Raw genomic sequence first — 26,783 nt, 5'->3', positions numbered from 1 at the left:
TGGCCTCGCTCCATGGGCTGCGGACCCCGATGCTGATCGCCGCCGGTCTCATCCTGCTGCCGCTGGCCGGCGCGTGGGGTGTGCGGCTCTATCTCAGCGGCGCGCACCGCGTGCTGGACGCGCGGCTACAGGATGCTTCCGGCGCGCCGGACCGGGTGACGGCGCTCGGCTGGGTGTCATCCAGCCATCTGCTGATGGTCGGCACCGAAGGTGGAATGGTGATCGATGCCTATGCCAGCACGCCGCTGCAAGGTTCCGGCGAATCCACCTGGACGCCCATGCCGGCCGTGGGCGAAATCGTCGGCTTTCGCGAGATCGGCGGCGCCATGCCGCTCGCCATCGTCCATGATCGCGCCCGCGAGCAACAGGGCAGCGGCGCGCCCTACCGTCTGCGCGGCATAGAGACGGCGCGGCCGGCGCTGACCGCCGTCTCCGGGGAGAATGGCGGCACGCTCATCGTCGCGCTGCCGGCGGCCGCGCCGCCGGACGGGGCGTTTTCCCCGGCGCCGTTCAGCGAAGCGCAGGCCAACGGGGCGCAGGCCAAGGGGGCGAATGTGCAGCCGGCCCCGCCACGGGCGCCCATCACCGCCTATCAGCTGGTGGAATATCGCGATCTCCTCTCGCCGACGCCGACCGAGGTGGGCGCGCTGTCGGGCGTTGAGGATCCGCGTATCGTCAAAGCTCTACCTGGCTCGCCCGGCATGATCGTCGGCGACGGCGCCGGCAATCTCACCTCCTTCGACTCCAGCGCGCAGATCGGCGGCGTACCGCCCGACCAGTACATGAACCTCATCCTCACCGGCGGCGCGGCGGTGGTCGATCTGGTGGTGAGCGCGCCGAGCGACGCCGCCGCTCCGGTCAAGATCGTCGCCGCCTTCGCCGATGGCAGTCTCAAGGCTTTCGACGTGAGCCGCGCCGCCAGCCCGACCTACCCGGTGCAGACCGGCGCGGTCACCGACATCGTCGCACCCGGAACGCGATGGGTCACCGATGACGGGCTCGGCATCGCCTTCGAGCGCGCCCCTACCGCCATCGCGGCCCTGAGCGCGGACGGCACGACGCTGGTACTGGACGATGATATCGGCACCCTCACCTGGCTGCGGCGCTCGCCGGAAGGCGGCGGCACGACGATGAAGACTCTGCCCGCCGAGCTCGGCGCACCGCTGGCGCTCTCCGCCGATGGAACGCGTCTGGCGGCGCTGGAGGTCAACAGCGACACCGCAAACCTCGTGGTCAGCGCCGAGCCAACCGGAACCACGCTGCGGCAGATCGACGTGTCCGCGCTGGGCCTGAAAGAGACCGACCCGGTCGTCTTCTCGCCGGATGGCAGCCGCCTCGCCGTGCTGGTGCGGGGCGACAAGGACGCCGGGGCGGCAGTCTATGAGGTGGCGGGGGGCACGGAGATCTGGCGTCATGCCTTCGCCGGCCCGATCGACCGCATCGCCTTCAGCCCGGATGGCGCGTTGATCGCGGCGGTCGGCAACACGATCTTGATCCACGCGCTCGACGATACCTCCCTCGCCGATATCGAGACGCCGGCGCCGGGTTGGGCGCCGCTGCGCGATTTCCAGTTTGCCTTCGCGCGCGGCGGGCGCAGCCTCGTCCTGTTCGATCCCGCCGCCGGGCGCCTGTTCTGGCACTCGATCCGCAGCGGCGCGGTGACGCGCCAGCGGGAGAATGCCGGCTGGCGGGGTGCCACGCTGGCGGCCGACGGCTCCCGGCTCGTCGCCCGCCAGGGCACCGAGCGGGTGGTGTTCGACACGCGGTCCGGCGCGGAACTCGGGCGCATCGACGAACTCGGGCGCATCGACGTGGAGAACCCGCGCGCGATCGCGTTGAATGGCGATGCCAGCGTCATCGCCGTGCTGACGCCGCAGAGGGTGGGGGCGCAGGGGCTGGGGGCGCAGGGGCTCACGCTCTATCGCGCCAGACCGGACCCCACCCGCTCCGGCCCCATGCCGCCGCTGGCGGAGGACGGGCTCGCGCTCGCCGCCAATGGCTCCACCCTCCTCTATCGCGAGCCGTCCGGCGCGCTGCATGTCGCCGATCCGAGCCGCGTGAGCGAGGGCCGGGCGATGCTGGAGCCGTTCCTGCCGGCGCTGCGCGTCGTCATGGTGGCGATCTCGCCGGATGGCGCCGACTTCGCGCTGGCGCAGGCCGATGGCAGCCTCGTCCTGGTGGAGCGGGAGGGTACGAACCTGCGGCGCGCGCCCGGCCATGGCGATCTCGTCACCGCGCTGGCCTTCTCGCCGGACGGCGCCTATCTCGCCGCGGCGAGCCTTGACGGCCGGCTGCGGCTGACCGATCTGGCACGGCTGCACCTCGTCGCCGCCCTGCCGCTCGCCTATCTGCCGGCGGGTCCGACGCGCGGGCGATCGAGGCCGCATCTGCTCGCCGCGCTTCCCGCCACGCCAGCCAGCGACATCGCGGCCGAGCGGGCGGCGCTTTCACGGGTGCAGACGATGTTGAACCAGGCGGGCTACGGCCCCCTGAACGTCGACGGCCTCATGGGTCCCGTCACCTCCCGGGCCGTTACCCGTTTCCAGACCGACCAGGGTCGCACTGCCACCGGCACGGTCACGCCGGAACTGCTGGTCGATCTCCAGACCTTCATCGGCTCGCGCAAGAGCGCGAACTGAGATGCAGGACGCAGGACAACACGCCGGACAGGCGACAGGGAGGGCAACGCCATGGACCTCGATTATTTCGTGCTGAACGTGAAGGGCCTCAATCGCGCGCCGCAGCCGCCACCCCAGCCGCAGCACCGGCGCCGCTCCTTCGAGAGCGCCGACGATCTCTTCTCCGGCGACATACAGGGCGGCGTGCTCGGCGCCCCGCCCCCGCCCGAGCCCGCAAGCGTGACACTGGAAGAAACCCGACTCTCGGAGAAGCAGGCGCACGAAGCGGCGCGCGATGCGGACAATCTGGTCGCCCCGGTCATGCCGGTCACGATCATTCCCAGCTGCAGCAAGGCCGATTACGGCATCAAGGGCGACGACGATCCGGTGGCGACCGCGCTGGGCGCCAAACAGGCCTGGGGCCTGTCGGCGATCGGTGCCGACACGTCCACGCTGACGGGCCAGGGCGTGACCGTCGCGGTGCTGGACACCGGCATCGACAGGTCGCATCCCGCCTTTGCCGGCATCGAGCTCGTGAGCCGCAACTTCACCGGCGGCGACGAGAACGACGCGAGCGACGTGCAGGGCCACGGCACCCATTGCGCCGGCACCATTTTCGGCCGCGATGTCGAGGGCGTGCGCATCGGCGTCGCCCGCGGCATCGGCAAGGCGGTGATCGGCAAGGTGCTGGACGATAATGGCCGCGGCACCACGGCACGCGTGCTCAAGGCGCTGAACTGGGCCGGCGAACAGGGCGCGCAGGTCGTCTCCATGTCGCTCGGCTTTGATTTTCCCCTGATGCAGGAACAACTGGTCGGCGCCGGCCGCCCGGCCAAGCTCGCCACCTCGATGGCGCTGAAGGCCTATCGCGAGAACCTCAACCTGTTCGCCACGCTGGTCGCCTTCCTCACCCAGCAGGGCGCCGGCCGGCCGGGCATGGTCATCGTGGCCGCCTCCGGCAATGAGAGCATGCGTCAGGTCGACCCCAATTTCGTCATCGATACCAGCCTGCCGGCCGCCGCCTCTCCCGCCATCATCTCGGTCGGCGCCTTCGGCCGGAGCGGCGGGCTCTATTCCATCGCGCCCTTCTCCAACATCAATCCGGTGCTGGCGGCGCCCGGCGTCGATATCGTCTCGGCTCGCACCGGCGTGGGAACGACAGCGCAGCCGCGCCTGACGGCGATGAGCGGCACGTCGATGGCCTGCCCGCACGTGGCCGGCGTCGCCGCGCTGTGGTGGGAGAGCGTCGCCCGGCAGGTCGGCAACGCCAATGCGACAATGGTGAATGCCCGCATCATCGCGTCAACTGTGGCGGACGGCTTCACCGCCGATGTCGGCTATATCGATCGCGGCGCCGGCCGGGTGATGGCGCCGCGCTGACGCGAGGCGTCAAGGACGGGCCGTGACGCTGCCGACCGCGACATTGACCGCGAGGCCCGCGAGGAAGGCGGTAATGAGGCTCAGCCCCGATCCCCAGGCGGGATCGGAGGCCCACAGTGTCGAGACGCCGCCAAGGCCGAGCGCTCCCAGCACGATGGCGCTGGTCAGCCATTCGTAGCGGGCCTTGCGCCGCTGCAGCCCGGCGAGGCTGGTATCGGGCGGCGGCAGGAATGCGCCAGCCGATAGCGGCTCCATGGCGAAAATGGCGTCCAGCACCGGAATCGACAGGCTGCCCGCCCATTCCGCCCGGTGCAGAACCGAGGCATCGGCACCGGTCGCGAGAGCGCTCGGGCCGGCGGCAAGATCGAGCGCGGCGCGTTTGCCGCTCGCGGCGACATAGCCGGCGAGCGCCGCCTCCGCCCCCTCGGGCGTCACCCGCGCCGCCGCCAGCGCGGCCGTGGTCTGCGCCAACGCCCGTGCCGGCGCCACCTCCGGCGTGCGGTCCGCCTCAGCGGTCGCGAGCAGCGCCTTCACCTGTTCGTTCAGCCGGGCGATGGCGCTGGCGGCAAAAGCCGCCGCCTGCTCGCGAGCGCCGGCCACCACGATTGCCAGCGCCTGGCGGCGCGTCTCGACCGTGGTGCCCGCCTCGAACGGCGCCAGCGCCGCGGTGGCGGCCGCCACCAGGGGCTCAAGGATGGCGCGCCCGTCGCTCGCGCCGGCGCCGGCGCCGGCGCCGATCGCGGCATTGACGCCTTCCGCAAGCCGGGCCGCGACACGCGCCTCGGCGGCGAGCGCGGGCCATGCCTGGAACGCGGCGGCAAGGCTCACCAGATCCCGGTCCGCCGCCGCCAGCGCATCGCCCTCGGCGGTTTCGATCGCGGCGGCAATCGCGGCGAAGCGCGGGGCCAACGCTGTCCGGCCCACCTCCGGCAAGCCCGCCAGCGCCCGGCCGAGCGCGGCGAGGCGCGGCAGCACGGCAGCCCGCTGCGCCAGCGGGGCCAGGTCGGCGCCGGCATCGGCACCGCTGCGAAAACGGGACTCCACCTCATCGGCCCGGGCCAGCAGGCTGGCACGGACACGTTCTGTCTCGGTGTCGGCGCTCTCGATCGCGATACGGTTGATCACGTCGCGGATATGCCCGAGATCGATCAGCCCGGTGAGCGCCCGGCGCCCCGCGCCCCGCCAGCCATTGACCACCAGCCCGGCCAGCGCCCCCGCGACGATGACGAGGAAGGCCAGCCCCGCCGAGGCGCGCACGTTTACCGCCTGCGTCTGCTCCGACCAGCCGCCGCCCACTCCAGCCACGCCGACGCGGATATCGTACTGGCCGAACCAGGCGTTGCGATCGAGCAGCAGGCTCAGCGTGCAGTTGGCCCCGGGGGCGAGGCTGGCCGCGCAGGACCCGGGATCGATGCGCGGCGGATCGGTGGATGCCACCGCGCTGGTCACGGCGCCGGCGCGCACGCCATAGGACACCACGAGCGGGGGCAGAAATTCCACCGGGTTGACCGTGCTGTTGCGCAGGGAGAGCAGCACGCGGCGCGGCATGGCCTCGCCCCGGCCGACGAGCCGTCCCAGCGTCGGCAGGAAGTCGAGATCGACCGGGGAGGCCAGCGGGGCGACGAGGAAATCCGTCGGCAGCGTCTGCGCCGCGCGCGTCACCACCACGCGGATGCGCTGCGGCACGCCCGCCGTCCCGCTCGCTGGCGCCGCCTCGATCCAGCTTTGATAGACGCCCGGCCCCGGCAGGTCCGCGGAAACCATGAAACTCGCTTCGGTGCCCGAGGCGAGCCGCGCGGGATCGACGGCCGGCGTCTTCCGCACCCAGCGCGCGGGCACGCTGGCCCCATCGCCGACGCGGATGAACAGCCCGCCCGTCGTCAGACGCTGCACCGCGGCCGGGTCGCTCGCCGGGTTACGCACCCGGATCTCCTCCATGAAGCCCGGCACGGCGATGGCGAAGCTCACCTCCGTGGCCGGACTGGCGGCTGGCACCAGTTCGATGGCAGGCTGTGCCGCGATCGGCGCGGTCAGCGCGGCGGAGAGGACGAGAAGCCCGACGATGCGCAGCCACGCCCGCATCACGCGCTGGCTCCGGCGGCAAACACCTGCCAGCCCAGTGTCGCGTCCAGTTCCGGCGTGAAGATGCCATCCGAGCCGCCGCCCCGCGCCGCCTGAAAGCGATGCAGGCTCTCCGCCGTGACGGGGCCGAGCTCGCCATCCGGGCCCGCGAGCCCGAGCCGCTCCTGCAGGCGCCGCGCCGCCGGGCCGGTGGAACCGGCCCTCAGCCGCCGCAGCCGGCGCCGCGCCACAGGATCATCGGCCAACCCATCGAGCCGCAGGCGGGAGGCGAGGCGCGCCTCGGCGCCGGTCAGCAGCATGTAGAGGTAGCGCCGCCCCGGCGCACCGTCGACATCCACCAGCCCCGCCGCCTTGCGGAAGGCCGCCCAGGGGCCGGAATGGACGCCATCCCGGAAGGTTCCCGTCACGGTCTGGCAGCCAAAGGAGGAGAAGCCGGTGGGTTGGCTGAAGAAGGCCGGGTGAATGTTGTCTCCCGGCTGGCAGCGATCGACCAGATCCGTCGTCTCATAGGCCAGATCGTCCTTTGAGCGGCGCACCACCACCATGCGCTTCGACATGTCGGGCTTGCGCAGCAGGAAGCAGCCCGGCGTGGCGCGCGAGGTGACATGCGCGCCGCAGACATAGTGATAAAGCCCGGTCGGCAGCAGATTGCCCGAGGTGCCGCGGTTCCGGAAGGTGGCGACCGCCGCCTGATTGGGTACGGTGGAGGCCGGGAACACCGAGACCTTGCCCGCCTTCACATCCCACGCGCCGATGACGCAGCGCGGCAGCGCGTGGTCGGGACGCTGGTCCACCAGCGTGATGCCCTCGCGTGCCGTGTGATCCTTGACGATGCCGGCGCCGCGCAGCCCGAACAGCACCGGCGTATCGTTCGCCAGCGCCGCGACATCGAAATCATTGAGCGCGGCGAGCAGGGCGAGATCATCCGCGGTCAGCGCGAAGGGCACGCGCAGCGTCAGCCCCTCGCCCAGATGGGCATAATCGGGCTGCACGGCGTCCGCCGCCCAGCTCGCCCCGGCCGCCGCCACGCCGATCGCGAAGCCATCCAGCGCCATCTCGGCGAGGTCGTCTTCGGATGTCTCCACCCAATTGTCTTCGTCGCTGAAGGTGGAGGCGACCAGACCTTCTCCAGCACCCGCCCCAGCACCCGCCGCGGCGATGAAGGCGCCCGGCTCCTCCAGCGCGGCGACAGCCGGCCCCCCCGCCGGCGCGCCCGCCGCGAGGCCGTCAAGGAACAGCGCCGCCTCATCGGTCCGCCGCCGCCGCATGCCCTCCTCCACGGCGGTGCCGGCCCAGATGCGGATCATCGCCTTGATCTGGCGCGGGATATCCGCATGGGCACCGGCGACCATGGCCGCCTTGATGGCGCGCATCTCGCGGTAGCGATCCTTCGGGTCGGTCGCGGGATTGAACGCCTTGCCGTAGGAAGCGCCGCGATTGAAGGTGAGCGACACCAGCGTGCCGAAGCAGTCGCCGTTGAGCCGATCGGTATTGGGCAGCGCATTCGCCGTCTGCAGGGCGTATTTCGGCAAGGTGCGCGCGCGGAATACCGCCTCGGAAAGCTCCCAGGATACGACGATGTCGCGCACACTGCCGACCAGCGCGGTCATGGTGGCGGCGCTGTCCCTGCCGCTATGGTGGCCGATGCAGGCTTCGAGCGCGGCCCGCTGCGGCGCGCTCAGGATGGCGATGAGGCCGGACCAGTCCTTGCGGTACTCGTCCGGCCCGACATAGCCGAGATCGTAGCCGAAGCCGATGGTGACGCCGGAGGAGGCCTTGGGCCAGATCGGCCGGCTCTTGATGATGCGCTCGTAATAGCTGCGCCCACCCGTCTCGTAATCCACGATGAGGCGAAAGGCACGGCCGGAAACGCGGGCCGCGGCGGCCAGCGCGGCCGGGCTCGGCACGGTGGCAAGCACGCCGACAAGCGCCTCGTCGCCCCCCTCCGCCCGTTCGGCGGCATCGAACGCGTCGCGTTCACGATAGCCGAGAAGCGCCTCGGTCGCGGTGATTTCAGCCGTGCTCAGCCCGGCTGTCGTCGGATCTTCGCTCATGCTCCCCCCGGATGCGGTGATGTGCACGCACGATCCTGCGGCCAAGAAACGCCACTGTACCCGGACCCGCCTGCCGAAATCTTGTCTGATGATAGACAGCAAGTATAATGCGATGCTTTAACTTGGCAAGTTCTGTTGCTGGCAAAGAAATATGTCAGCGTTATTGACTTTATTTTTCCAGGTTCGGGCGCAACGACTTTCATGCGAAGCGCACCGGCGCCGCCCCGGGGGAGAAACGCCATGCCTGTTTCCAGTTCCACCGAAGGTTTTCCGATCGAGGGCGCAACCATGCCGACATGGCTGCTGCGCTTCGACGCGGACGGCGTCCTCGCCTCCCCCGCGACGGCGGACGCGCTGATGGTGCGACTGGCTGATAGATCGTTGAGCCATGTCATCTTCCACTCCCACGGCTGGAACACCGATTTCGCCGATGCGCTGCGCCAGTACGGCACCTTCCTGCGCGCGCTGGATGGGGTTCTGGCCACATATCCGCTGGCCGGCTTCAACCCGATCTTCGTTGGCATCACCTGGCCCAGCGTCTGGCTGGCGGAGGAGCCCGGCCCAACGCTGGCCGGCATGAACACCGAGGCTGCCACCGCGCGCATCGTGACCGATCTCGCGGCCCCGCTCGCGGCGCCGGCGCGCGCGCGGCTTTATGCGCTGGCGGATTCAGCTCACCTCGATCCGCCCGCCGCGCAGGAGCTTGCGGCCCTGCTGAGCACGGCGGTCGGCGGCCTCAACGACGAGATCGGCGATCCCGCGATGGACGCAGGCCCCACGGCGGAGGACCTGATCGAGGGTGCCCGGCGGCTCGCGGCCGTGGAGGGGCGCGCCGCCCCCGCGACACTGGCGGGCCCGCCGGCGCTCGACGAGAACGGCCTGCCGATCGCGAGCCTTAGCGGCATCACCGGGCGGCTCGATCCGCGCGACCTCATCCGCCTGTTCTCGCTGTTCCAGATGAAGGATCGCGCCGGCCGCGTGGGGGCGACCGGCGTCGCCACGCTGCTGCGGCGCATGATGGCCGCCGCGCCAGAGGCGCGGTTCAACCTGCTCGGCCATTCCTTCGGCGCCAAGGTCATGCTGTCGGCCATCGCGGCCGCGCCTGCCCTTCCCCGCCCGGTCGACACGCTGCTGCTGCTCCAGCCGGCGATCTCCCATCTCGCCTTCGCCGCCACGGTTCCGGGCCGCGCGGGACCGGGCGGCTATCGCGCCGTGCTGGAGCGGGTGGCAGCCCCGGTCTTCACCACGTTCAGCGCCATGGACATGCCGCTGCATGACGTCTTCCACCTCGCGTTGCGCCGCGACGCGGATCTGGGCGAGATGCGCATCGCGGCGGCCGGCGCACCACCCAGCCGTTATGCCGCGCTCGGCGGCTATGGGCCGCGCGGGTCGGGCGAGACCCTGATCGATCCCATCCCCGGCCCCGGAGAGCCGCTGCTGTACCCGCCGGGAGCCCGGATGGTGGGGCTGGACGGTTCGGCCAACCGCATCACCTCCCATGGCGATGTCGGCACACCCTACACTGCCTGGGTGCTGCGGCATCTGCTCGCCCTGCCCGCGGCGACATCCTGACAGGCCGGAGCCGAGCCGCCCCGGCTCCGATGCGCGGCGCACGAGATGCTCGCGTCTTCGTGCTGAAAGCGCGCTGCGGCAAGCCGCGTGGGGGATGCGCCCTGCCGGCTCTTGAGCGCTCGCGCCGCGCGCCGCGCGCCGTTCAGTCTGGCATCAAGATAAACAACAAATAGCCGTCTAATTAACTTCCAATTCAACGACGGTTTGCTTCGATTTCCCGCGCATTTCCGCCACGTCGGTGGCGGGCGCGGGGGAGCGGGTGGGAGTCTCCCGGCAGGTTGTGAATTCGCCAACCCTGCAGCGCCCTGCACCCCGGGCGAGCGGTAGAGGCTTCCGGCTCCGCCATGGACCTCCCGCAAGCCCGCGGGAGGCGATGCTCACGAATTTTTGTTTGTCGGCGAATCTGCCGCAGGCGCCCGTCAGTGCCCTCGCACCGGGGTAATCGCGCCGCCCGCAGTGCCGAAAGCGAGCGGCGGGGCGGATCGCCGCTACCATTATATCCCCCGGAACGCCAAACAAGCTTTGTTAACTCACCGAAGTACCGTTTGCCGGCATCGCCATTGCATATCCGGCCGCATCGGCCGGGATGAGGCCCGGCATTGCGCCGTCATACTTTCGGCCGCGCAATTACACCTTTGTCGCAGCCTTCTGCACCACTGACGCCGTTACCTTTTTAGCTCGTGCCTTGCGTTCTGAGCTTAATGTGCTGGGAACTGCCCGCGCAGCACAGGCCGCGCAGCAGGCCATCCGTACCGCCCCACCCCCGACTGGAGAAACACGATGACCATGGTCCGTATCAACAATGAAGCCGCCGTCCGCACCAAGCTCACCGCCGACGCCGCCAGCCTCCTGCAGACGCAGGCGGCCAAGACGATCGGCGATGCCGCCTATGACAATCTGCGCATCGATGTCGACACGCTGAACGCCACCTGCTGGTGCTTCATGGATCCGGTCGGCAAGCCGTCCTACACGCACGAGCTGATGAGCGACATTAGCCGGATGCAGTTCTCGATCCGGGACACCTTCGCCGCCCTGCCCAGCACGGCCGCCGCGCCCTTCTCGTGGTTCGTCATGGCCTCGGCGGTGCCGGGCATCTACAATCTCGGCGGCGACCTCGGGCATTTCGCGCAGCGCATCCGCGGCGGCGACCTCGACGCCATGCGCCATTACGGCCATGTCGCCGTGGAAGCGATCCACCGCAACGCGGTCGCCTTCGATTCGCCTGTTGTGACCATGGCGCTGGTGCAGGGTGACGCGCTGGGCGGGGGTTTCGAGCACGCCCTGTCCTTCGACCTCATCGTGGCCGAGCGCAGCGCCAAGATGGGCCTGCCGGAAATCCTGTTCAACATGTTCCCCGGCATGGGCGCCTACAGCTTCCTGTCGCGGCGCATGGACCGCGCCAAGGCGGAGGCGCTCATCCTTTCGGGCCGTATCCACACGGCCGAGGAACTGCACGAGATGGGCGTGGTCGACGTGCTGGCGGAGGATGGCGAGGGCCAGCAGGCCGTGGTGGGGTACATCGCCCGCCACAACCGCAAGCAGAACGCCCACCAGGCGGTCTATCGCGCGCGGCGGCGCGTCAACCCAGTGACGCTGCAGGAACTGATCGATGTCGTCGACATCTGGGCCGAGGCGGCGCTGAACCTGACCGAGGCGGACCTTCGCAAGATGGACCGGCTCTGCGCGGCGCAGAACAAGCGGCTCGCCGGCCTTCAGGCCTCGCCCGTCCTCGTGGCCGCTGAATGAACACGCGTGGCGATGCGCCCAGGCGGGCGCATCGCCTGCCACCCGACGTGGTCAACCCAAGCCGGCCTCGCGCGCCGAATAGGCGCGCATGGCCTTCTGCGTGCGCTTCAGTTCCGCCTTGGCGACCCGCGCGAATTCGCGCGCGCCCTCCCGCAATTCCTCCCCCCGCAGATCCCGCCACGGTGCGCAGATCCGACCGAGGGCGAGAGCGCCGATATTGGCCGAACTGCTCTGCAGCGCATGGGCATCGGTGCGGAAGGCCGTCAGGTCGCCCTTGGTCGCGCTTCGAGTCAGCCGATCGAGCATGATTTCGGCATCGGCGAGATAGTCCTCCATCAACTCGGTGACGAATTCCGCGCCACCGAGCCGGCTGAGGCTCTCCACCGCCTTCTCGTCCAGGCTGGGCGGCGTGTCCGAATGAACCAGCGTCGGCCGTGGAAGCAGACGGGCCGGACGGCCGGGATCGTCGCGCGCGATGCGGTCCACCGCGGCCAGCAGCGCGGCCGGCTCGACCGGCTTGATCAGGCACTCGTCCATGCCGGCATCGCGCCAGCGATTATCCATGAGCGCCGTCGCATCCGCCGTCAGTCCGACGATCGGCAGCCGCCGCCCCCCGGTCGCCATCATGCGGTAGAGCTTGGTGGCCTCCAGCCCGTCCGTGTCGGGCATGTTGAAATCCATCAGCACGATGTCGATCTGGTCCGCCTTGTCCTCCAGCAGGTCGAGCGCCTGATCGCCGGTTTCGGCCACCAGCACCGCGTGACCGGCCGCTTCGAGGATGCGGGAGAACACCTTCTGGTTGATGCGATTATCGTCCGCCAGCAGCACGCGGCGCGCCCGGCTCGGCCGCGCCGGACGCACGGGGGCGACCGGACCCGCAGCCGGCGCCGCGAGCCGGGCGGCGAGGCTGAGCGCGCGGCGCATCTCCTCCAGGCTCGGACGTGCCGAGAGCAGGCTGGCGCAGCGCTGGCGCACGGCCAGCGGCGGCAGCGTCGGCGCGGCGCCCGGCTGGATCATCAGCACTTTCGGTGTCGGCCCGCCCGTGATCGCCGACAGAAGCGGCAGGTTGCGGGTGTCGGGCTCGAACAGCACCCGGATGGCGCCGGCGGCCTGCGGCGGAAACATCCGCGCTGGGCCCTGCCGCGGGTCGGCGATCATCGGCCGGATGCCCAGCGCGGACAGCGTGCTCATCAGTTCCGCCAGCGGCGCGGGATCGCGGCAGACCAGCACCACACCCCGCTCGCGCCACACCGTCTCATCGGCCCGCTGGTCGTCGGCGAGCGCCGCGAGGGTCATGTCGAAGCGGAAGGTGCTGCCCTCCCCGAGCGCACTCTCCACCGCGATGGAGCCGCCCAGCAGTTCCACCAGCCGCCGCGCGATGGCGAGGCCGAGACCCGTGCCGCCGAAGCGGTTCAGGATGCTGGCATCGGCCTGGGTGAAATCCTCGAAGATGCGCTCCTGATCCTGCGGCGCGATGCCGATGCCGGTGTCGGTAACTTCGATGGTGAGCCGCACACGGCCATCCTCGGCCGGCTCGCCATCCACCGCGATCGTCACGCCGCCCTCGCGGGTGAACTTGACCGCATTGCCGACGAGATTGACCAGGATCTCGTGCAGATGCTGGCGACTACCGGAGAGGCGCAGCGGCGTGCGGGGGGTCACGTGAATGTCGAAGCTCAATCCCCGCTCGCGCACCTGGGCTTCCACCAGCCGGCGCGAATCCACCAGCAGCAGGACGAGGTCGAACGCCTCGTCCGACACCGGCATGCGCCCCGCCTCGATGCGCGAGAGGTCCAGCAGGCTGTTGATCAGCGATTGCAGCGAGCGGCTGGCCACATCCACCGTCTCGACCATCTCGCGCTGCTCGGCAATCAGCGGGCTGGCGCGCAGCAGGCCGGTCATGCCGACAATGGCGGTGAGCGGCGTGCGCAATTCGTGGCTCACGCTGGCGAGGAACAGGCTCTTCGCCTGGCTGGCCTCCTCCGCCGCCTGCGTCGCCTGCGAGAGCTTGCGGATCAACGTACCGGCATAGGCGGGCAGAATGATGAGGCCGACCAGAAGCCCCAGCGAGAGGTGCCAGCGCTCGTACCAGAACGGCGTGGTCAGCACGACGATGCCAAAACAGCCGGTCGCCACCGGAATAGCGATGGCTAGCGAGGTAAGGCCGAAGCGGAAACCGTTGCCGAAGATCACCCAGAGGTAAATCGGAAAGAACAGCGATGCCACCTCCCCGCCCAGATGCAACTGCCAGGACAGGAAACCGCAATCGAGCAGGAGCGCGAAGATCCGTCGCGCGCGCGACACCCCGGGAAACAGCAGGATATGGCCGAGCACGCCCAGCGCGAGCGGGATGTACAGCGCCATCACGTTCAGGGCATAGCCGAGATCGCTGCTGCTGCGGTTCACCAGCAGCACGAGGACGATGATGAGCGAGAAGACGAGCCGGTTGAAGCTCATCTCGTGTTCGCTGTCGGGCCGGCCGCGCAGCCGTGTCGCCATCCAGCGGAAGGGCACGCCGAGAGCCTGAAGCGGCCTAGCCCGGACCCGCATGTTCGCTCTCCGTCGGGCTTTCCGCGACGTCGGAATTCGCCCTCTCGTGCGCCCTCACCCAGGTGGCGAAGGCGTCGGCCGGGATGGGGCGGCTGAAATAATAGCCCTGCACCTCGTCGCACCCTTCCGAGCGCAGCAGCGCGAGCTGCGACTCCTCCTCCACCCCTTCCGCCAGCACCTGCAGATGCAGGATGTGGCCAAGATCGATGATGGTGCGCACGATGGCGAGAGCGCTGGGATCGTTGCCGAGATCCTGCACGAAGGAGCGGTCGATCTTGAGCCGATGCAGGGGAAAGCGGCGGATATAGCTGAGCGACGAATAGCCGGTGCCGAAATCGTCGACCGAGAGGGTCACGCCCAGCGAGCGCAGCACATGCATCTGCGTGACGATCTGCTCGTCATGGCCCAGCAGGATGCCTTCCGTCACTTCCAGTTCCAGCGATGTCGGGCGGAAGCCGGTCGTGCGCAGCGCGTCCTTGACGAGGCTTTCCACGCCCTGCCGGCGGAACTGGATGGGCGAGAGGTTCACCGCGATGCGCAGTTCGCCAAGCCCCTCCGCCTCCCATACCGCGCCCTGCCGGCAGGCTTCGTTCAACGCCCATTCGTTGATGGGCACGATCAACCCGCTTTCTTCCGCCAGGCCGAGGAAGGAGGCCGGCATCAAGAGGCCGTGCTGCGGGTGCTGCCAGCGCAGCAGCGCCTCGCCCCCCACCACCTTGTTGCTGCGCAGGTCGATCTGCGGCTGGTAGAACATGACGAATTCGCGCCGCGTCAGCGCGCCGCGCATCTCCGCCTGCAACTGCGCGGTCTGGCTCGCGCGCGGGCGCATGTCGGCGGCGAAGAAGCGCCAGGTGCCTCCGCCGAGCGACTTGGCCAGATACATCGCCTGGTCCGAGTTCTTCAGCAGTTCGTCCGGGTCGGTTCCGTCCAGCGGCGCGAGGGTGACGCCGATGCTGGCGCCGATCTTGAGCGCCTCCAGGCTGTCCTCGTCGCTGTTGAGCAGATGAAGGATCGCCTGCGCCAATCGCTCGGCATCCTCGGGGCCGTCAATATCGGGCTGCAGGATGGCGAACTCGTCGCCGCCCAGCCGCGCGACGATATGCGTGCTGCCCACCAGCCCGGTGAGCGCGCGCGCCACGCGCTGGAGCAACTCGTCGCCGCGGTGATGGCCATGGGCGTCGTTAATGGCCTTGAAGCGGTCGAGGTCGATGAAATGCAGCGCGAAATGCTGGTCGCCACGACGCCCGCGCGCCAGTTCGCGCCGCAGGTGGTCGCGCAGCATCATGCGGTTCGGCAGGCCGGTGAGCGAATCGTGGCTGGCAATGTGTTGCAGGCGCTTTTCGGCATGACGACGCTCGGTAATGTCGATGGAGGTCGTCAGGACGCTGGCGATATCGCCGGTCCCGTCATAGAGCGGCGCCTTGCTGGTGAGGTAGATGCGGAAATCGCCATTGGGTGCCTGCACCTCCTCCTCGCGGGAGGGGATGGCGCGGCCGGTCATCACGACCAGCTGGTCGAGCCGGCGACTGATATGCGCCCGCTCCTCGCCGAGCAGCACCTCGATGGGCTGGCCGACCAGATCGCCCGGCAGCTTGCCGATGAACGCGGCCTGATGGGCGTTCACGAACACGCAGCGCCCGTCGCGGTCCGTCGCGCTGATCATGGCCGGCACGGTATCGATGACCTGCGCCAGCGCCTCCCGGCTCTCGCGGAGCAGTTGCTCCTTGGCGTTGAGCGTGATCTCCAGAAAGTCCGCGCGCTTCATGAGCTGAAGCTGCTGCGTGCGCAACTTCAGGAGGTTGCGCGCGCGGGCCAGGAACTCGACGTGATCCACCGGGCTGAGCAGGAAATCCGTGGCTCCCGCCTCCAGCGAGGTAAGCCGATACTGCTGGTCGCTATAGGCCGTCACCACGATGATCGGCACGTCCTGGTTGAGCGAATTGGCGCGGATGGCGGTAATCAACGCCGCGCCGGACATCATCGGCATCTTGTAGTCGGTAATGATCAGATCGGCGGTGTGCTCTGTCAGCCAATCGAGCGCCTTGGCCGGGTTTTCAAACGAGCGGACGTTGACATTTGATTCAAGCTGCCGGGCAAGCCTTGAATAGATGCGCCTATTGGTCGAGCTATCATCGATGATCAGTATTGTGGGCATCAGTTCTTGCGCCATCAGACACTCGAAACACGTTTCACAATAGCATTAGCACGGTGAACCGCGAACACCGGATAACGCTGGACGCTGTTTTTAAAATGGTCGGTCATGAAACCGGCTCCCGATAGGGAGCCCGCCTTATCCGGCTGCACTCTGCGCAGATCGCTGGCGTGGACCGCTGTCCCGGCCCGCCTGACAAAGCGAGGCCGGCCGGGGCCTCTTCAAGGCTTGGCCTCGTTCAAGGCTTGGCCTCGTTCAAGGCTTGGCCTCGTTCAAGGCTTGGCCTCGTTCAAGGCTTGGTCTCGCCCGACATGCGCCATCCCGGCGCATCGCTGGTGTCCGTGGAGAGACGAGGCTTCGGCACCCGTCGCGGCGACCGATCTGAAGCCCCGGGAACGAAGACCGGCCGCGCAATCTTCATCCGCGAGCCGCCCGCACGCATTCCCATCACCCACTCCAACCGGCCCGCGGAACGCCCCGCCCCGCCTATCGACACATGGTAGCCGCGAAGTGCCGCTTCACGGCGGTATCTTGATGACACCACCGCCAAAGCGGCATCGCGGCCGCAGGTCGCTCCCGCCGACCGTTGGGCGTGGCGCCGATCAGACCTTGCCGAGATCCTCGAAGCTCGCATGCAGCGCCCAGTCGCCGGCGCGGAAACGGTCGCGGGCGAAATTATGCTGGTGCCAGTAGGGATAGAGGTAGGGCGGGCGGCTCACCTGGTTCAGCCGCTCCCGCTCCTCGGCCGTCAGTTCGAGATCGAGGGCGGCGATATTGTCGCGGAAATGGCTCTCCTGCGTGCCCCCCACCACCAGCGAGGCGATGCCCGGGCGCGACAGGGTCCAGGCGATCGACACCTGCGCCGCGCTCACGCCGCGCGCATGCGCGATGTCGTTCAGCACATCGACAATGTTCCACAGCCGCTCGCGGTCGCGGATCGGCGGCTCGGTCCAGCCGGCGGCCTGGCGGGAATCCGCCGGGAAAAGGTCCCGCCCGAACGCGCCGGAGAGCAGGCCGGCGGCCAGCGGGCTCCACACCATCACCCCGACGCCCTGGTCGACGGCAATGGGCAGCAGCTCATATTCCGCCTCGCGCGCTTCCAGCGTGTAATGGATCTGCTGGGTGACGAAGCGCGGCAGGTTCTTCGCCTCGGCAATGCCGAGCGCCTTCATCACGTGCCAGCCGGAATAATTGGAGCAGCCGATATAGCGGATCTTGCCCTGGCGCATCAGCGCGTCGAGCGCGGAAAGCGTTTCCTCGATCGGGGTGAGCCCATCCCATTCGTGCAGGAAATAGATGTCGATATGGTCGGTGCGCAGGCGCTTCAGGCTTCTCTCGCACTCGCGGATCAGATGGTAGCGCGAGGTGCCCTCGTCATTGGGCCCCTCGCCGATGCGCATGCGCGCCTTGGATGAGATCAGCACGCGCTCGCGCCGCCCCTCCAGCACCTCGCCGACGATCTCCTCGGAGCGGCCGAGCGAATACATGTTGGCGGTGTCGATGACGTTGATGCCGCCGTCGAGGCAGACATCCACCAGCCGGCGCGCCTCGCTCACACCGTGATTGGCGACCTTGGCGAAATCGCCGACGCCGCCGAACGAAAACGTGCCCATGCTGAGCGCCGAAACCTTGAGGCCGGAGCGGCCGAGCGTGCGGTATTTCATCGAAGGCGTCTCCCTGACGTGGCGGATTTGTCGCGCGGCCGTTCAGGCCTCGTCTCGTGCCCCGAGCGCGACGGCAATTGCGGCGATGCCGAGTTCGGGGCTGGTGAGCACGCGCACCGGCCCGTCCGTCGCGGCATCGAGCGCGCTGGCCATGGAGGCCTGCGCCAGCACCACGACATCGACCTGCGGCGCCACCTCATCGAACGCCGCACGGATCATCGCGTCATGCGCATCGCGGCGGCCCTGCGCGAGTTCGGCGAAAGCGCCCTCGCATAGCCGCTCCAGCAGCGTGATCTCGCGCCCCTGCGCCAGCGCGGTCTCAAAGATCAGCCGCAGCGTGGGGCCCAGCGTGGTGGGAAGCGTCGCCAGCACGCCGATGCGGGAGCCCTGCCGCACCGCCGCCTCGGCCATGCCGCGATCGATGCGGAACAGCGGCACGGGCAGGTGCGGCCGCAGCCGGTCCACCGCCTCGCCGAGCGTCGAACAGGTGACGAGCACGGCATCGGCCGCGCCGGCCGCATCGCGCACATGCGCCGCGAGCCGGGCCTCGGTCGCCTCGGTCAGCCGCCCCTCGCGGATCGTATCCGCCAGCAGGCTTTCATCGACCCGATGGACGCGCTCCCAGCCGGGCAGCGCCGCCTCGACCAGCGGACGGAAGCGCTGCACCAGCGCGGGCACGGTATGGATGAGCGCGAGCCGGGGCATGACGTCTCCTCAGGCGGTTTCGGCGATGCCGCGCCGGCGGACCGAGCGCGGCGCCGGGCGCGGCTCGGCCGGCCCGCGGTCGCTCATGCGGGTGACAAGACGGGCGCCGACCAGAATCTTCACCGGCGGCGGCGGCTCGGCGGCGTTGATCAGGTCGTCCAGCACGGTGACGGCGAGATTGCCGATCTTGCGCTTGGAGACGTCGATCGTGGTCAGCGCCGGCTCCATGGTGGAACTGAGCGGCAGATTGTCGAAGCCGACCACGCCGACATCCTCGGGAATGGCGATGTTGAACTCGCGCAGGGCCTTGATGAAGCCGTAAGCGATGACATCGTTGGTGCAGAAATAGCAGTCGGCCAGATCGATGCCGTCGGCCAGCGCCTTCACCGTGTCGGCATGGGCCCCGTCATGGGTCGATTCCACGGAGAGGATATGCGCGGGATCGACGTCGAGGCCGAGCCGCGCCATGTTGCGGTGGAACGCCTCCTGCCGCAGGCGGAAATTCGTGGTCTCGACATGGCTCGCCACGAAGCCGATGCGCGCGAATCCCTGCTGGCGCAGCCGCGCCAGCACTTGGTGCACCGCGTCCTCGTTGTTCATGTTGACGAAATTCGCCTCGACCACGTCATAGAACGTGTCGATGAACACGATTGGCAGGCCGACGCCCTGCAACACCCTGATATCCACCTCGGACAGTTCGGTGCCGAGCGCGATGACCCCGCTCACCGGCGCCACCGCCAGCGTGTCGGCCACCGCGATGATGTTCTGCCACTCGTGGCTGACCACCTCCAGCGTGAAGCCGCGCCGCGTCGCCTCGGCCGACATGCCATCGATATAATCCGAGACGAACACGCTGTGGTCGCGGTTCACCGTATGGCCGTGCTTGGCGATCTTGAGGAAGCGGATGGTGCTGGCGGCCTCGGCGCGGGTACGGGCGATGCGGGGGGCATAGTTCAGCCGGGCGGCAGCCTCCAGCACGCGGGCGCGGGTGAGGCCGGAAATCTCTCCCTTTCCGTTCAGCACCAAGGACACCGTTGCCGGCGACACCCCCGCCGCCCCGGCTATGTCCCTGATGGTGAAAGACTTCCTTGCTTTCATGACGCGAAGCGCTTCCCGGAGCCGTAATATCCGCCCAAGGGCGATTTTTGTTTAGTAAACATTCAGGCTCTCTTTCCGACGGTTAAGGCAAAAAACGTGACGTTGCAACTGCCTTGCCACCGAGCCACGCAGGCGTAGGGAGACCACCGGGACGGCGCCCAATAATTGGGCCGCCAGCGACGGTATCTTGGGCGGCCAGCGCGCGCGGCGCGCGCCTCGGCACGACCCGGAGCGATTGACGGCAACGGACAGCTTTGCTGCAATGCATATAAAATAAGGGTTTTTGGTATACCAGAAACCCACCGGCACCCGTTTCCGACGTTAGCGCGGGGCATGGCGTGCATTTGGTCATGCACGCGCCCTCGCCATCCGGCTCCCCCGCCGAAACACGCGCGAAACCGACCACGCTGCCGCTTGCACCCCGCCAAAGGCTTTGCTACGCATTTAGTAAAGCTGGTCAGAATTTACTAAAAAACGAACCACGCTCGGGAGGAGACCATGCGGAATACCGGCGGACAGCTGGTCATGCTCATCGTCATCAACGTGGCGGTGCTGGCCGTTGGCGCGGCCATTTCCGGCGGCTCGTTCCTCGCCCCGTTCAATCTCCAGTCCATGGCCGGGCAATTGCCGGAAATCGGCTTTCTCGCCATCGGCGTGATGCTGGCCATGTGCGCCGGCAATGGCGGCATCGACCTCTCCGGCATCGCGCTGGCCAATCTGTCGGGCGTCGTCGCGGCGGTCGTGGTCGGCAAGTTCCTGTCGAGCACCGATCCGTCCAGCGCGTATTCGCTGGCCTTCATCGCCGGCGCGCTGCTGGTCGGCCTCATCGGCGGCACCTTCAACGGGTTGCTGATCAGCCGCCTCAACATCACGCCCATCCTGTGCACGCTGGGCACGCAGATGCTGTTCACCGGCCTTGCCGTGGTGGCCTCCGACGGGCGCGCGGTGGCGGTGGGCAGCCCGGACCTGCTGTCCGAGATCGGCAACGGGCTGTTTCTCGGCGTGCCGATCAGCTTCCTGATCTTCATCGGCGTCGCCGCGCTGGTCGCCGCGCTGCTGAAATTCACCCCGTTCGGCCTGTGGCTCATGCTGATGGGCACCAACCCGAAGGCCGCCACCTATGCCGGCTTTCCCCGGACGGGCGTGCTGATCGCCACCTATGCGACGAGCGGCCTGCTCTCGGGCCTCGCCGGCATCATCATCGCCGCCCGAAACGTCAACGTGAAATGGGATTACGGCACGTCCTACCTCTTGATCGCCATCCTCATCGCCGTCATGGCGGGGGTGCGCCCCGAGGGTGGCTATGGCCGGGTGGTCTGCGTGGTGCTGGCGGCGATCGCGCTGCAGCTCATGTCCAGCATGCTGAATTTCGGCGGGCTCTCCAATTTCGTGCGCGATTTCGCTTGGGGTGCGCTGCTCCTGACCTTCCTGGCGGTCGGCCGCTACAACGTGGTCGGCTTCCTCATTCCCGACAAGAGCACCAAGCTCGTGTGATGCGCGCCCCTCACGCATCGAAACTGGTTCTGAGGGTGAAAACAACAATGGAGGAAACGATGGGAACCCTTTCCAAGAAGGCCCTGCTCGGCTCGGCCCTGGCGGCCACCATCCTTGCCGGCTCGGCCGGCGCGCTGATGGCCCAGAACAAGCCGGTCATCGCCACCGTGGTGAAGATCAGCGGCATTCCGTGGTTCGACCGCATGGAAACCGGCGTCAAGCAGTTCCAGAAGGACAATCCGGACGTCGTCGCCACCCAGTATGGCCCGGCCACCGCCGACGCCGCGCAGCAGCTGCAGATCGTCACCGATCTCATCGCCAAGGGCGTGAACGGCCTTGCCGTGGTGCCGATGGACCCGTCCGTGTTGGAGGGCACGCTGAAGCGCGCCATGGATCGCGGCATCATCGTCGTGACCCACGAGGCGGACAACCAGAAGAACACCAACGCCGACGTCGAGGCGTTCGACAACGCCGATTACGGCCGCGCCCTCAACGAGCGCCTCGCCAAGTGCATGGACGGCAAGGGCAAGTGGACCACCTTCGTCGGCTCGCTCGGCAGCCGCACGCACATGCAGTGGGTCGGCGCGGGCGAGGAAAACGCGAAGAAATATGCCGGCATGCAGCTGGTCGACGCGAACAACGAGTCGTTCGACGACGCCAACGGCACCTATGAGAAGGCCAAGGAAATCCTGCGCAAGCACCCCGACATCAAGGGCTTCCAGACCTCGGCCGGCAATGACGTGCTGGGCGTCGGCCGCGCCATCGACGAGGCCGGCCTCTCGGGCAAGGTGTGCCTGGTCGGCACCGGCCTGCCCAACCCCTCGCAGGACCTGCTCGAATCCGGCGCCATCACCGCCATCGGCTTCTGGGATCCGCAGAAGGCCGGCATGGCGATGAACTCGGTCGCCAAGAGCCTGATCGCCGGCAAGAAGATCGAGGACGGCGCCAATCTCGGCGTGCCCGGCTATGAGAAGGTGAAGGTTATCAAGGGCCCGGGCGAGGGTGTCCTCATCATCGGCAACGGCATGGTGATCGCCGACAAGGCCAACTACAAGGAATACCTCTTCTGATCGCCCGATAGCCGCAAAAGCCGGGGGACGCCTGCGCGTTCCCCGGCGCTCCTGCCCGCGCCCCCCTGCCGGCGCGCGCCGCCTCCGGTGTCAGGAAATTTCCGTGTCCCACGCCATCGACCCGGCCACGTCTTCCGCCAGTGTCGCGTCTTCCGCCAGCGTGACGCCCGCGCGTCCGTTTCTGGAACTGCGCGGCATTCACAAGCGCTTCGGCGGCGTCCACGCGCTGCGCGGGGTGGGCTTCACCATTCGGCCGGGCGAGGCCTATCACCTGCTGGGCGAGAATGGCTGCGGCAAGAGCACCGTCATCAAGATCATGTCCGGCGCGCACGCCCCGGACGAAGGCGAGATCATTCTGGAGGGCACCAGCCACCGCTCGCTCACCGCGATCCAGTCGCTCAGCGCGGGCATCGAGACGGTCTATCAGGACCTCTCGCTGCTGCCCAACCTCAACGTCGCCGAGAATGTCGCGCTCAGCGAGCAGCTGGTCGCCCATGGCGGCCGGCTGGCGCGCCTGTTCGATCGCGCCCGCCTGCGCGAGACGGCGGCCACCGCGCTCAAGGCCGTCGGGCTGCCGGCCGACCGCGCCTTCCTCTCCACCGTGGTCTCCGACCTGCCGCTGGCGCAGCGCCAGCTCATCGCCATCGCCCGCGCCATCGCCACGCGGGCGAAGATGGTGATCATGGACGAACCGACCACCTCGCTCACCCGCCGCGAGGTCGACAACCTCATCGCGGTCGTCGAGCGCCTGCGCTCGGAAGGCGTGGCGGTGCTGTTCGTCACCCACAAGCTCGACGAGTGCTACCGCATCGGCGGCCACGCCATCGTCTTCCGCGATGGCCAGTGCGTGGCGCAGGGCCCGCTCGCGGACTACTCCAAGCACCAGCTGGCCGAACTCATGACCGGCCGCCGGATCGACGCCGAACGCTACCGCACCGGCACGGCGGGGCCGGAGGAGCTGATCACGATCCGCGGCCTTTCCCGCCCTCCTTACCTGCGCGACGTCAGCTTCACCGTGCACCGGGGCGAGATCGTCGGCATTACCGGCCTCGCCGATTCCGGGCGCAACGAACTCGCCATGGCCATTGCCGGGGTAATGCCGGCGACCGACGGCAGCATCGCCGTCGAGGGACGCGTGGAGCGGATCCGCCATCCCGCGCAGGCGATCCGGCTCGGCATCGGCTATGTGCCGGAAGACCGGCTGGCGGAAGGCCTGTTCCTCGACAAGTCGATCCTGGAGAACGAGATCGCCCTTGTCGTGCGCCAGCTCGCCAACGCCTTCGGCATCGTCGATCAGGCGAAGGGCCGCGCGCTCGCCGACAAGCTGTCGCAGGACATGCGGCTCAACACCCGCAACCTCGATCTGCCGGTCGGCGCATTGTCGGGCGGCAACCAGCAGCGCGTGCTCATCGGCCGCTGGCTGTCCATCCTGCCCAAGCTGCTCGTACTGCACGGCCCCACCGTCGGCGTCGATGTCGGCTCCAAGGATACGATCTACCGCGTCATCCAGCTTCTCGCCGAACAGGGCATGGGCCTCGTCATCGTCAGCGACGACCTGCCGGAACTCTTGCAGAACTGCGACCGCATCCTGGTGATGAAGGACGGGCGCATCGTCGCCGAATATGACGCGCGCGCGGCGGACGAGGACCTTCTCTACAAGGCCATGCTCGCCGCCAAGCCGGACATTCCCGCCAGAACGCCGCCTGCCGTTGAGACGGAGCCCCGCCCATGAGCGCCACCCATCTTCACGACAGCGCCGCCACGGGGAAGCCGAACGCCTTCATGGCGCTGGTGCGCCGGCGGCCGGAGATCATCACCTTCGCGCTGCTTCTGGCGATCTGCACCGCCGTCGCCATCGTCAACCCGGCCTTCCTGCATCCCTCCTCGCTGGTCGATATCGGCCGCGCCAGTGTGGTGATGGGGCTGTTCGCGCTCGGTGTGTTCATCATCCTGGCGGCGGGCGGCATCGACGTGTCGTTCACCGCCATTGCCGCCTTCACCATGTATACGCTGACGCTGCTGGTGAAGAACCACTGGCCCGACGCGCCGATCGCGCTGCTGCTGGTGGCGGCGGTGGTCGGCGGGGCGCTGCTCGGCGTCGTCAACGGCCTTCTGGTGCATCACCTGAAGGTGCCCTCGCTGATCGTCACCATCGGCACGCAATATCTGTTTCGCGGTATCCTCCTCGCCTTCATCGGCACGGTGTGGATCATGTCGCTGCCGCCGAACATGGGCGCGTTCGGGCGCCTGCCGCTGGTGCAGTTCGACGCGGCGGACGGGCGCACCATCACCCTGCCCTTCTATTTCCTGGTGCTGCCGGCGGCCGCGCTGGTGACGTGGTGGATGCTGAACCGCACGCTGATGGGCCGCGCCATCTTCGCGGTGGGCGGCAATGCCAACGTGGCCGAGCGCCTCGGCTACAGCCTGCGCACCATCCACATCTTCCTGTTCGCCTATGCCGGCGGCCTCGCCGGGCTGGCGGGCATCATCCATACCTGCGCCAACCGGCAGTCGAACCCGTTCGACCTCGTCGGCAGCGAAATCAACGTCATCGCCGCCGTCGTGCTGGGCGGGGCGCGCATTACCGGCGGCACCGGCTCCGTGCTCGGCACGCTGCTGGGCGTGCTGCTGGTGGTGGTGGTCAACAGCGTGCTGGTCATGGTCGGCATTCCATCCACCTGGCAGCGCGTCGTGGTCGGCAGCTTCATCCTGCTCGCCGCCGCCTTCTTCGTGACCGCGCAGAAGAAAAGCTGAGCCGTCGGATTACCAAGCTTTGGGAGCCAAGAGGACAATGAAGAAGTTTCTCAACGATCCGGCGAACTTCGTCGACGAGATGCTGGACGGCATCTACCGCGCTCATCCCCAGGTCACCTATGTGAACGACGACCGGCGCTGCCTCGTCGTTGCCAGCCGCAAGGCCGGCAAGGTCGGCATCGCCACGGGCGGCGGCTCGGGCCATCTGCCGCTGTTCCTCGGCTATGTCGGCGACAACATGCTGGATGGCTGCGCCGTCGGCGGCGTGTTCCAGTCGCCCAGCGCCGAGCAGATGTACGAAGTGACCAAGGCCATCGATCAGGGCGCCGGCGTGCTCTACATCTATGGCAACTATACCGGCGACATCATCAATTTCGACATGGCCGCCGAACTGGCCGACCTTGACGGAATCGCGGTGAAACAGGTCGTCGGCAATGACGACGTCGCTTCCTCCGTGGTCGGCGAGGAGCACAAAAGGCGCGGCGTCGCCGGCATCTTCTTCGTCTACAAGGCGGCCGGCGCGGCGGCCGCGAACGGGCTTTCGCTCGACGAGGTGACGCGCCTTGCCGACAAGGCCCGGCTGAACGTGCGGACCATCGGCGTCGCGCTGTCGAGCTGCGTGGTACCGGAAATCGGCCATGCGACCTTCGACGTCGGCGCCGACGAGATGGAAATCGGCATGGGCATTCATGGCGAGCCCGGCATCGGCCGCACCAAGCTCGCCCCCGCCGACGCGGTGGTCGACCAGATGATGGCGCGCGTCTTCGCCGAGCTGCCGGCGGGCCGCGGCGACGAGTTCGCCGTGCTGGTCAACGGCCTCGGCGGCACGCCGAAGGAAGAACTCTACATCCTGTTCCGCCGCGTCTCGCAGCTGTTCGAGGAAAAGGGCGCCAAGGTGAAATACGTGTGGATCGGCGAGTTCGCCACCGCCATGGAAATGGCCGGCGCCTCGATCTCGGTGCTCAAGCTCGATGCCGAGCTGGATCCGCTCATCGCCGCCCCGGCGAACACGCCGTTCTTCGCCCATTACAAGGCCTGAGGAGACACACCATGGACGCGATCCGCGCCGAGGATCTCATCAGCCTCATCCGCGCCTGGCGCGACATGTTCGCCGTCCAGCGCGACTTCCTGATCGCGCTGGACGGCAAGGTGGGCGACAGCGATCTCGGCATCACCATGGCGAAGGCCTTCGCCGCCGCCTATGACACGGTGGCGGCGGAAGGTCCGGAGGCGGGGCTATCGAAGCTGCTGCGCGGCGCCGGCGCCACCATGGCGAAGACCGCGCCCTCCACCATGGGCACGCTCACCGCCACCGGCTTCCTGCGCGGCGCCAAGGCGCTGGAGGGCAAGGACACCATCGGCACGCCGGAACTGGCCGCCTTCTGGCGCGCCTACGCCACCGGCATCGCCGAGCGCGGCAAGGCGAGGCTCGGCGACAAGACCATTCTCGACGTTCTGGATCCCGTCGCCGGCGTGCTGGAAGCGCAGGCCGCTTCCGGCGCCGCGCTGGCCCCGGCCTTGAAGGCGGCGGCGGATGAGGCCGAGGCGGCGCTGGAGCGCACCAGGACCATGGTGGCCCAGCACGGCAAGGCGGCCGCCTTCCAGGAGAAGACCGTGGGCCTGCAGGATGCCGGCGCCACGGTCGGCGTGCTGCTGGTCAAGACCATGAGCGAGGTCGTCGCCGGCTGACGGCGCGCGCTCACCGGGCCGCGCGAAACCCGCTGGGGCAGGCCGGCCCTTCGCCTTTCCCCGGCGGGGATGCCTGGACGATGGGCATCCTTCCGCCGCCGTCGCCGTCGCCCGCCCTGCCGACGTCGGCCAACCCGCTGGAGCGCCACAACCGC

The 26,783-nt window shown here is 68.5% G+C and carries 17 protein-coding genes; 10 read left to right on the top strand and 7 right to left on the bottom strand.

Annotated elements, in window-relative coordinates; translation table 11 throughout:
* Nucleotides 1-29 precede the first annotated feature (29 nt).
* Entirely contained in the window at nucleotides 30-2,639 is a 2,610-nt protein-coding gene (locus QOZ99_RS15200; RefSeq protein ID WP_306890841.1) for a peptidoglycan-binding protein, read from the top strand.
* 51 nt (nucleotides 2,640-2,690) lie between these two features.
* Nucleotides 2,691-3,998 (top strand): S8 family peptidase, encoded by a 1,308-nt coding sequence (locus tag QOZ99_RS15195; protein ID WP_306890840.1) that lies wholly within the window; start codon nucleotides 2,691-2,693, stop codon nucleotides 3,996-3,998.
* Between the two features lie 9 nt (nucleotides 3,999-4,007).
* Here the strand turns inward: QOZ99_RS15195 and QOZ99_RS15190 are convergent, their stop codons facing one another.
* Both QOZ99_RS15190 and QOZ99_RS15185 read right to left on the bottom strand, forming a co-directional pair.
* Nucleotides 4,008-6,083: a hypothetical protein gene (locus QOZ99_RS15190; RefSeq protein ID WP_306890839.1), complete on the bottom strand. Its 2,076-nt coding sequence runs from the start codon at nucleotides 6,081-6,083 to the stop codon at nucleotides 4,008-4,010.
* Nucleotides 6,080-8,134 (bottom strand): hypothetical protein, encoded by a 2,055-nt coding sequence (locus QOZ99_RS15185; RefSeq protein WP_306890838.1) that lies wholly within the window; start codon nucleotides 8,132-8,134, stop codon nucleotides 6,080-6,082. Before QOZ99_RS15185 ends, QOZ99_RS15190 begins: the two co-directional genes overlap by 4 nt.
* A 240-nt stretch (nucleotides 8,135-8,374) precedes the next feature.
* Between QOZ99_RS15185 and QOZ99_RS15180 the strand changes: the two genes are divergently transcribed.
* Complete coding sequence (locus tag QOZ99_RS15180) at nucleotides 8,375-9,706, top strand: hypothetical protein (protein WP_306890837.1); 1,332 nt, start codon at nucleotides 8,375-8,377, stop codon at nucleotides 9,704-9,706.
* A 780-nt stretch (nucleotides 9,707-10,486) separates the two neighbouring features.
* Nucleotides 10,487-11,452 (top strand): crotonase/enoyl-CoA hydratase family protein, encoded by a 966-nt coding sequence (locus QOZ99_RS15175; RefSeq protein WP_306890836.1) that lies wholly within the window; start codon nucleotides 10,487-10,489, stop codon nucleotides 11,450-11,452.
* A 51-nt stretch (nucleotides 11,453-11,503) separates the two neighbouring features.
* On the opposite strand, the gene QOZ99_RS15170 is transcribed toward QOZ99_RS15175, so the two are convergent.
* The 5 genes from QOZ99_RS15170 to QOZ99_RS15150 form a co-directional block, all read right to left on the bottom strand.
* Nucleotides 11,504-14,002 (bottom strand): sensor histidine kinase, encoded by a 2,499-nt coding sequence (locus QOZ99_RS15170; RefSeq protein WP_306890835.1) that lies wholly within the window; start codon nucleotides 14,000-14,002, stop codon nucleotides 11,504-11,506.
* The gene (locus tag QOZ99_RS15165; RefSeq protein ID WP_306890834.1) at nucleotides 13,986-16,172 is read right to left on the bottom strand and encodes an EAL domain-containing response regulator; all 2,187 of its coding nucleotides are present in this window, start codon (nucleotides 16,170-16,172) and stop codon (nucleotides 13,986-13,988) included. The genes QOZ99_RS15170 and QOZ99_RS15165 overlap by 17 nt, the downstream gene beginning before the upstream one ends.
* Nucleotides 16,173-16,756: 584 nt before the next feature.
* Nucleotides 16,757-17,818, bottom strand: coding sequence for an aldo/keto reductase (locus tag QOZ99_RS15160; RefSeq protein WP_306890833.1), 1,062 nt, complete (start codon nucleotides 17,816-17,818; stop codon nucleotides 16,757-16,759).
* A 42-nt stretch (nucleotides 17,819-17,860) separates the two neighbouring features.
* Complete coding sequence (locus QOZ99_RS15155; protein ID WP_306890832.1) at nucleotides 17,861-18,523, bottom strand: aspartate/glutamate racemase family protein; 663 nt, start codon at nucleotides 18,521-18,523, stop codon at nucleotides 17,861-17,863.
* A 9-nt stretch (nucleotides 18,524-18,532) separates the two neighbouring features.
* Nucleotides 18,533-19,621, bottom strand: a complete 1,089-nt coding sequence (locus tag QOZ99_RS15150) for a LacI family DNA-binding transcriptional regulator (protein WP_306890831.1) — start codon at nucleotides 19,619-19,621, stop codon at nucleotides 18,533-18,535.
* Nucleotides 19,622-20,119: 498 nt separating this feature from the next.
* On the opposite strand from QOZ99_RS15150, the gene QOZ99_RS15145 reads away from it, so the two are divergent.
* From QOZ99_RS15145 to QOZ99_RS15120, 6 genes are all read left to right on the top strand, one after another.
* Nucleotides 20,120-21,115, top strand: a complete 996-nt coding sequence (locus QOZ99_RS15145) for an ABC transporter permease (protein WP_306890830.1) — start codon at nucleotides 20,120-20,122, stop codon at nucleotides 21,113-21,115.
* A 59-nt stretch (nucleotides 21,116-21,174) separates the two neighbouring features.
* Nucleotides 21,175-22,185: a substrate-binding domain-containing protein gene (locus tag QOZ99_RS15140; protein WP_306890829.1), complete on the top strand. Its 1,011-nt coding sequence runs from the start codon at nucleotides 21,175-21,177 to the stop codon at nucleotides 22,183-22,185.
* Nucleotides 22,186-22,288: 103 nt separating this feature from the next.
* Nucleotides 22,289-23,917, top strand: coding sequence for a sugar ABC transporter ATP-binding protein (locus QOZ99_RS15135; protein WP_370876866.1), 1,629 nt, complete (start codon nucleotides 22,289-22,291; stop codon nucleotides 23,915-23,917).
* Nucleotides 23,918-23,967: 50 nt separating this feature from the next.
* On the top strand, nucleotides 23,968-24,939 hold the full coding sequence (locus tag QOZ99_RS15130; RefSeq protein ID WP_306890913.1) for an ABC transporter permease: 972 nt from the start codon (nucleotides 23,968-23,970) through the stop codon (nucleotides 24,937-24,939).
* 37 nt (nucleotides 24,940-24,976) lie between these two features.
* The gene (locus QOZ99_RS15125) at nucleotides 24,977-25,978 is read left to right on the top strand and encodes a dihydroxyacetone kinase subunit DhaK (RefSeq protein WP_306890828.1); all 1,002 of its coding nucleotides are present in this window, start codon (nucleotides 24,977-24,979) and stop codon (nucleotides 25,976-25,978) included.
* 11 nt (nucleotides 25,979-25,989) lie between these two features.
* A complete protein-coding gene (locus QOZ99_RS15120) occupies nucleotides 25,990-26,628 on the top strand; it encodes a dihydroxyacetone kinase family protein (RefSeq protein ID WP_306890827.1) in 639 nt (212 codons plus the stop codon).
* The last annotated feature ends 155 nt before the right edge of the window (nucleotides 26,629-26,783 follow it).

It is taken from the genome of Ancylobacter amanitiformis (assembly GCF_030814815.1).
GTDB lineage: Bacteria > Pseudomonadota > Alphaproteobacteria > Rhizobiales > Xanthobacteraceae > Ancylobacter > Ancylobacter amanitiformis.
The sequence above is the reverse complement of the archived record's forward strand: the minus strand, read 5'-3'. Positions and strand labels throughout refer to the sequence as shown.

Excerpts from the sequence above, each read along its gene's own strand:
- QOZ99_RS15200 (WP_306890841.1), top strand. The coding sequence starts at position 30 with ATGCTGATCGCCGCCGGTCTCATCCTGCTGCCGCTGGCCGGCGCGTGG.
- QOZ99_RS15195 (WP_306890840.1), top strand. The coding sequence starts at position 2,691 with ATGGACCTCGATTATTTCGTGCTGAACGTGAAGGGCCTCAATCGCGCG.
- QOZ99_RS15185 (WP_306890838.1), bottom strand. The coding sequence starts at position 8,134 with ATGAGCGAAGATCCGACGACAGCCGGGCTGAGCACGGCTGAAATCACC.
- QOZ99_RS15180 (WP_306890837.1), top strand. The coding sequence starts at position 8,375 with ATGCCTGTTTCCAGTTCCACCGAAGGTTTTCCGATCGAGGGCGCAACC.
- QOZ99_RS15175 (WP_306890836.1), top strand. The coding sequence starts at position 10,487 with ATGACCATGGTCCGTATCAACAATGAAGCCGCCGTCCGCACCAAGCTC.
- QOZ99_RS15170 (WP_306890835.1), bottom strand. The coding sequence starts at position 14,002 with ATGCGGGTCCGGGCTAGGCCGCTTCAGGCTCTCGGCGTGCCCTTCCGC.
- QOZ99_RS15165 (WP_306890834.1), bottom strand. The coding sequence starts at position 16,172 with ATGGCGCAAGAACTGATGCCCACAATACTGATCATCGATGATAGCTCG.
- QOZ99_RS15160 (WP_306890833.1), bottom strand. The coding sequence starts at position 17,818 with ATGAAATACCGCACGCTCGGCCGCTCCGGCCTCAAGGTTTCGGCGCTC.
- QOZ99_RS15155 (WP_306890832.1), bottom strand. The coding sequence starts at position 18,523 with ATGCCCCGGCTCGCGCTCATCCATACCGTGCCCGCGCTGGTGCAGCGC.
- QOZ99_RS15150 (WP_306890831.1), bottom strand. The coding sequence starts at position 19,621 with ATGAAAGCAAGGAAGTCTTTCACCATCAGGGACATAGCCGGGGCGGCG.
- QOZ99_RS15145 (WP_306890830.1), top strand. The coding sequence starts at position 20,120 with ATGCGGAATACCGGCGGACAGCTGGTCATGCTCATCGTCATCAACGTG.
- QOZ99_RS15140 (WP_306890829.1), top strand. The coding sequence starts at position 21,175 with ATGGGAACCCTTTCCAAGAAGGCCCTGCTCGGCTCGGCCCTGGCGGCC.
- QOZ99_RS15130 (WP_306890913.1), top strand. The coding sequence starts at position 23,968 with ATGGCGCTGGTGCGCCGGCGGCCGGAGATCATCACCTTCGCGCTGCTT.
- QOZ99_RS15125 (WP_306890828.1), top strand. The coding sequence starts at position 24,977 with ATGAAGAAGTTTCTCAACGATCCGGCGAACTTCGTCGACGAGATGCTG.
- QOZ99_RS15120 (WP_306890827.1), top strand. The coding sequence starts at position 25,990 with ATGGACGCGATCCGCGCCGAGGATCTCATCAGCCTCATCCGCGCCTGG.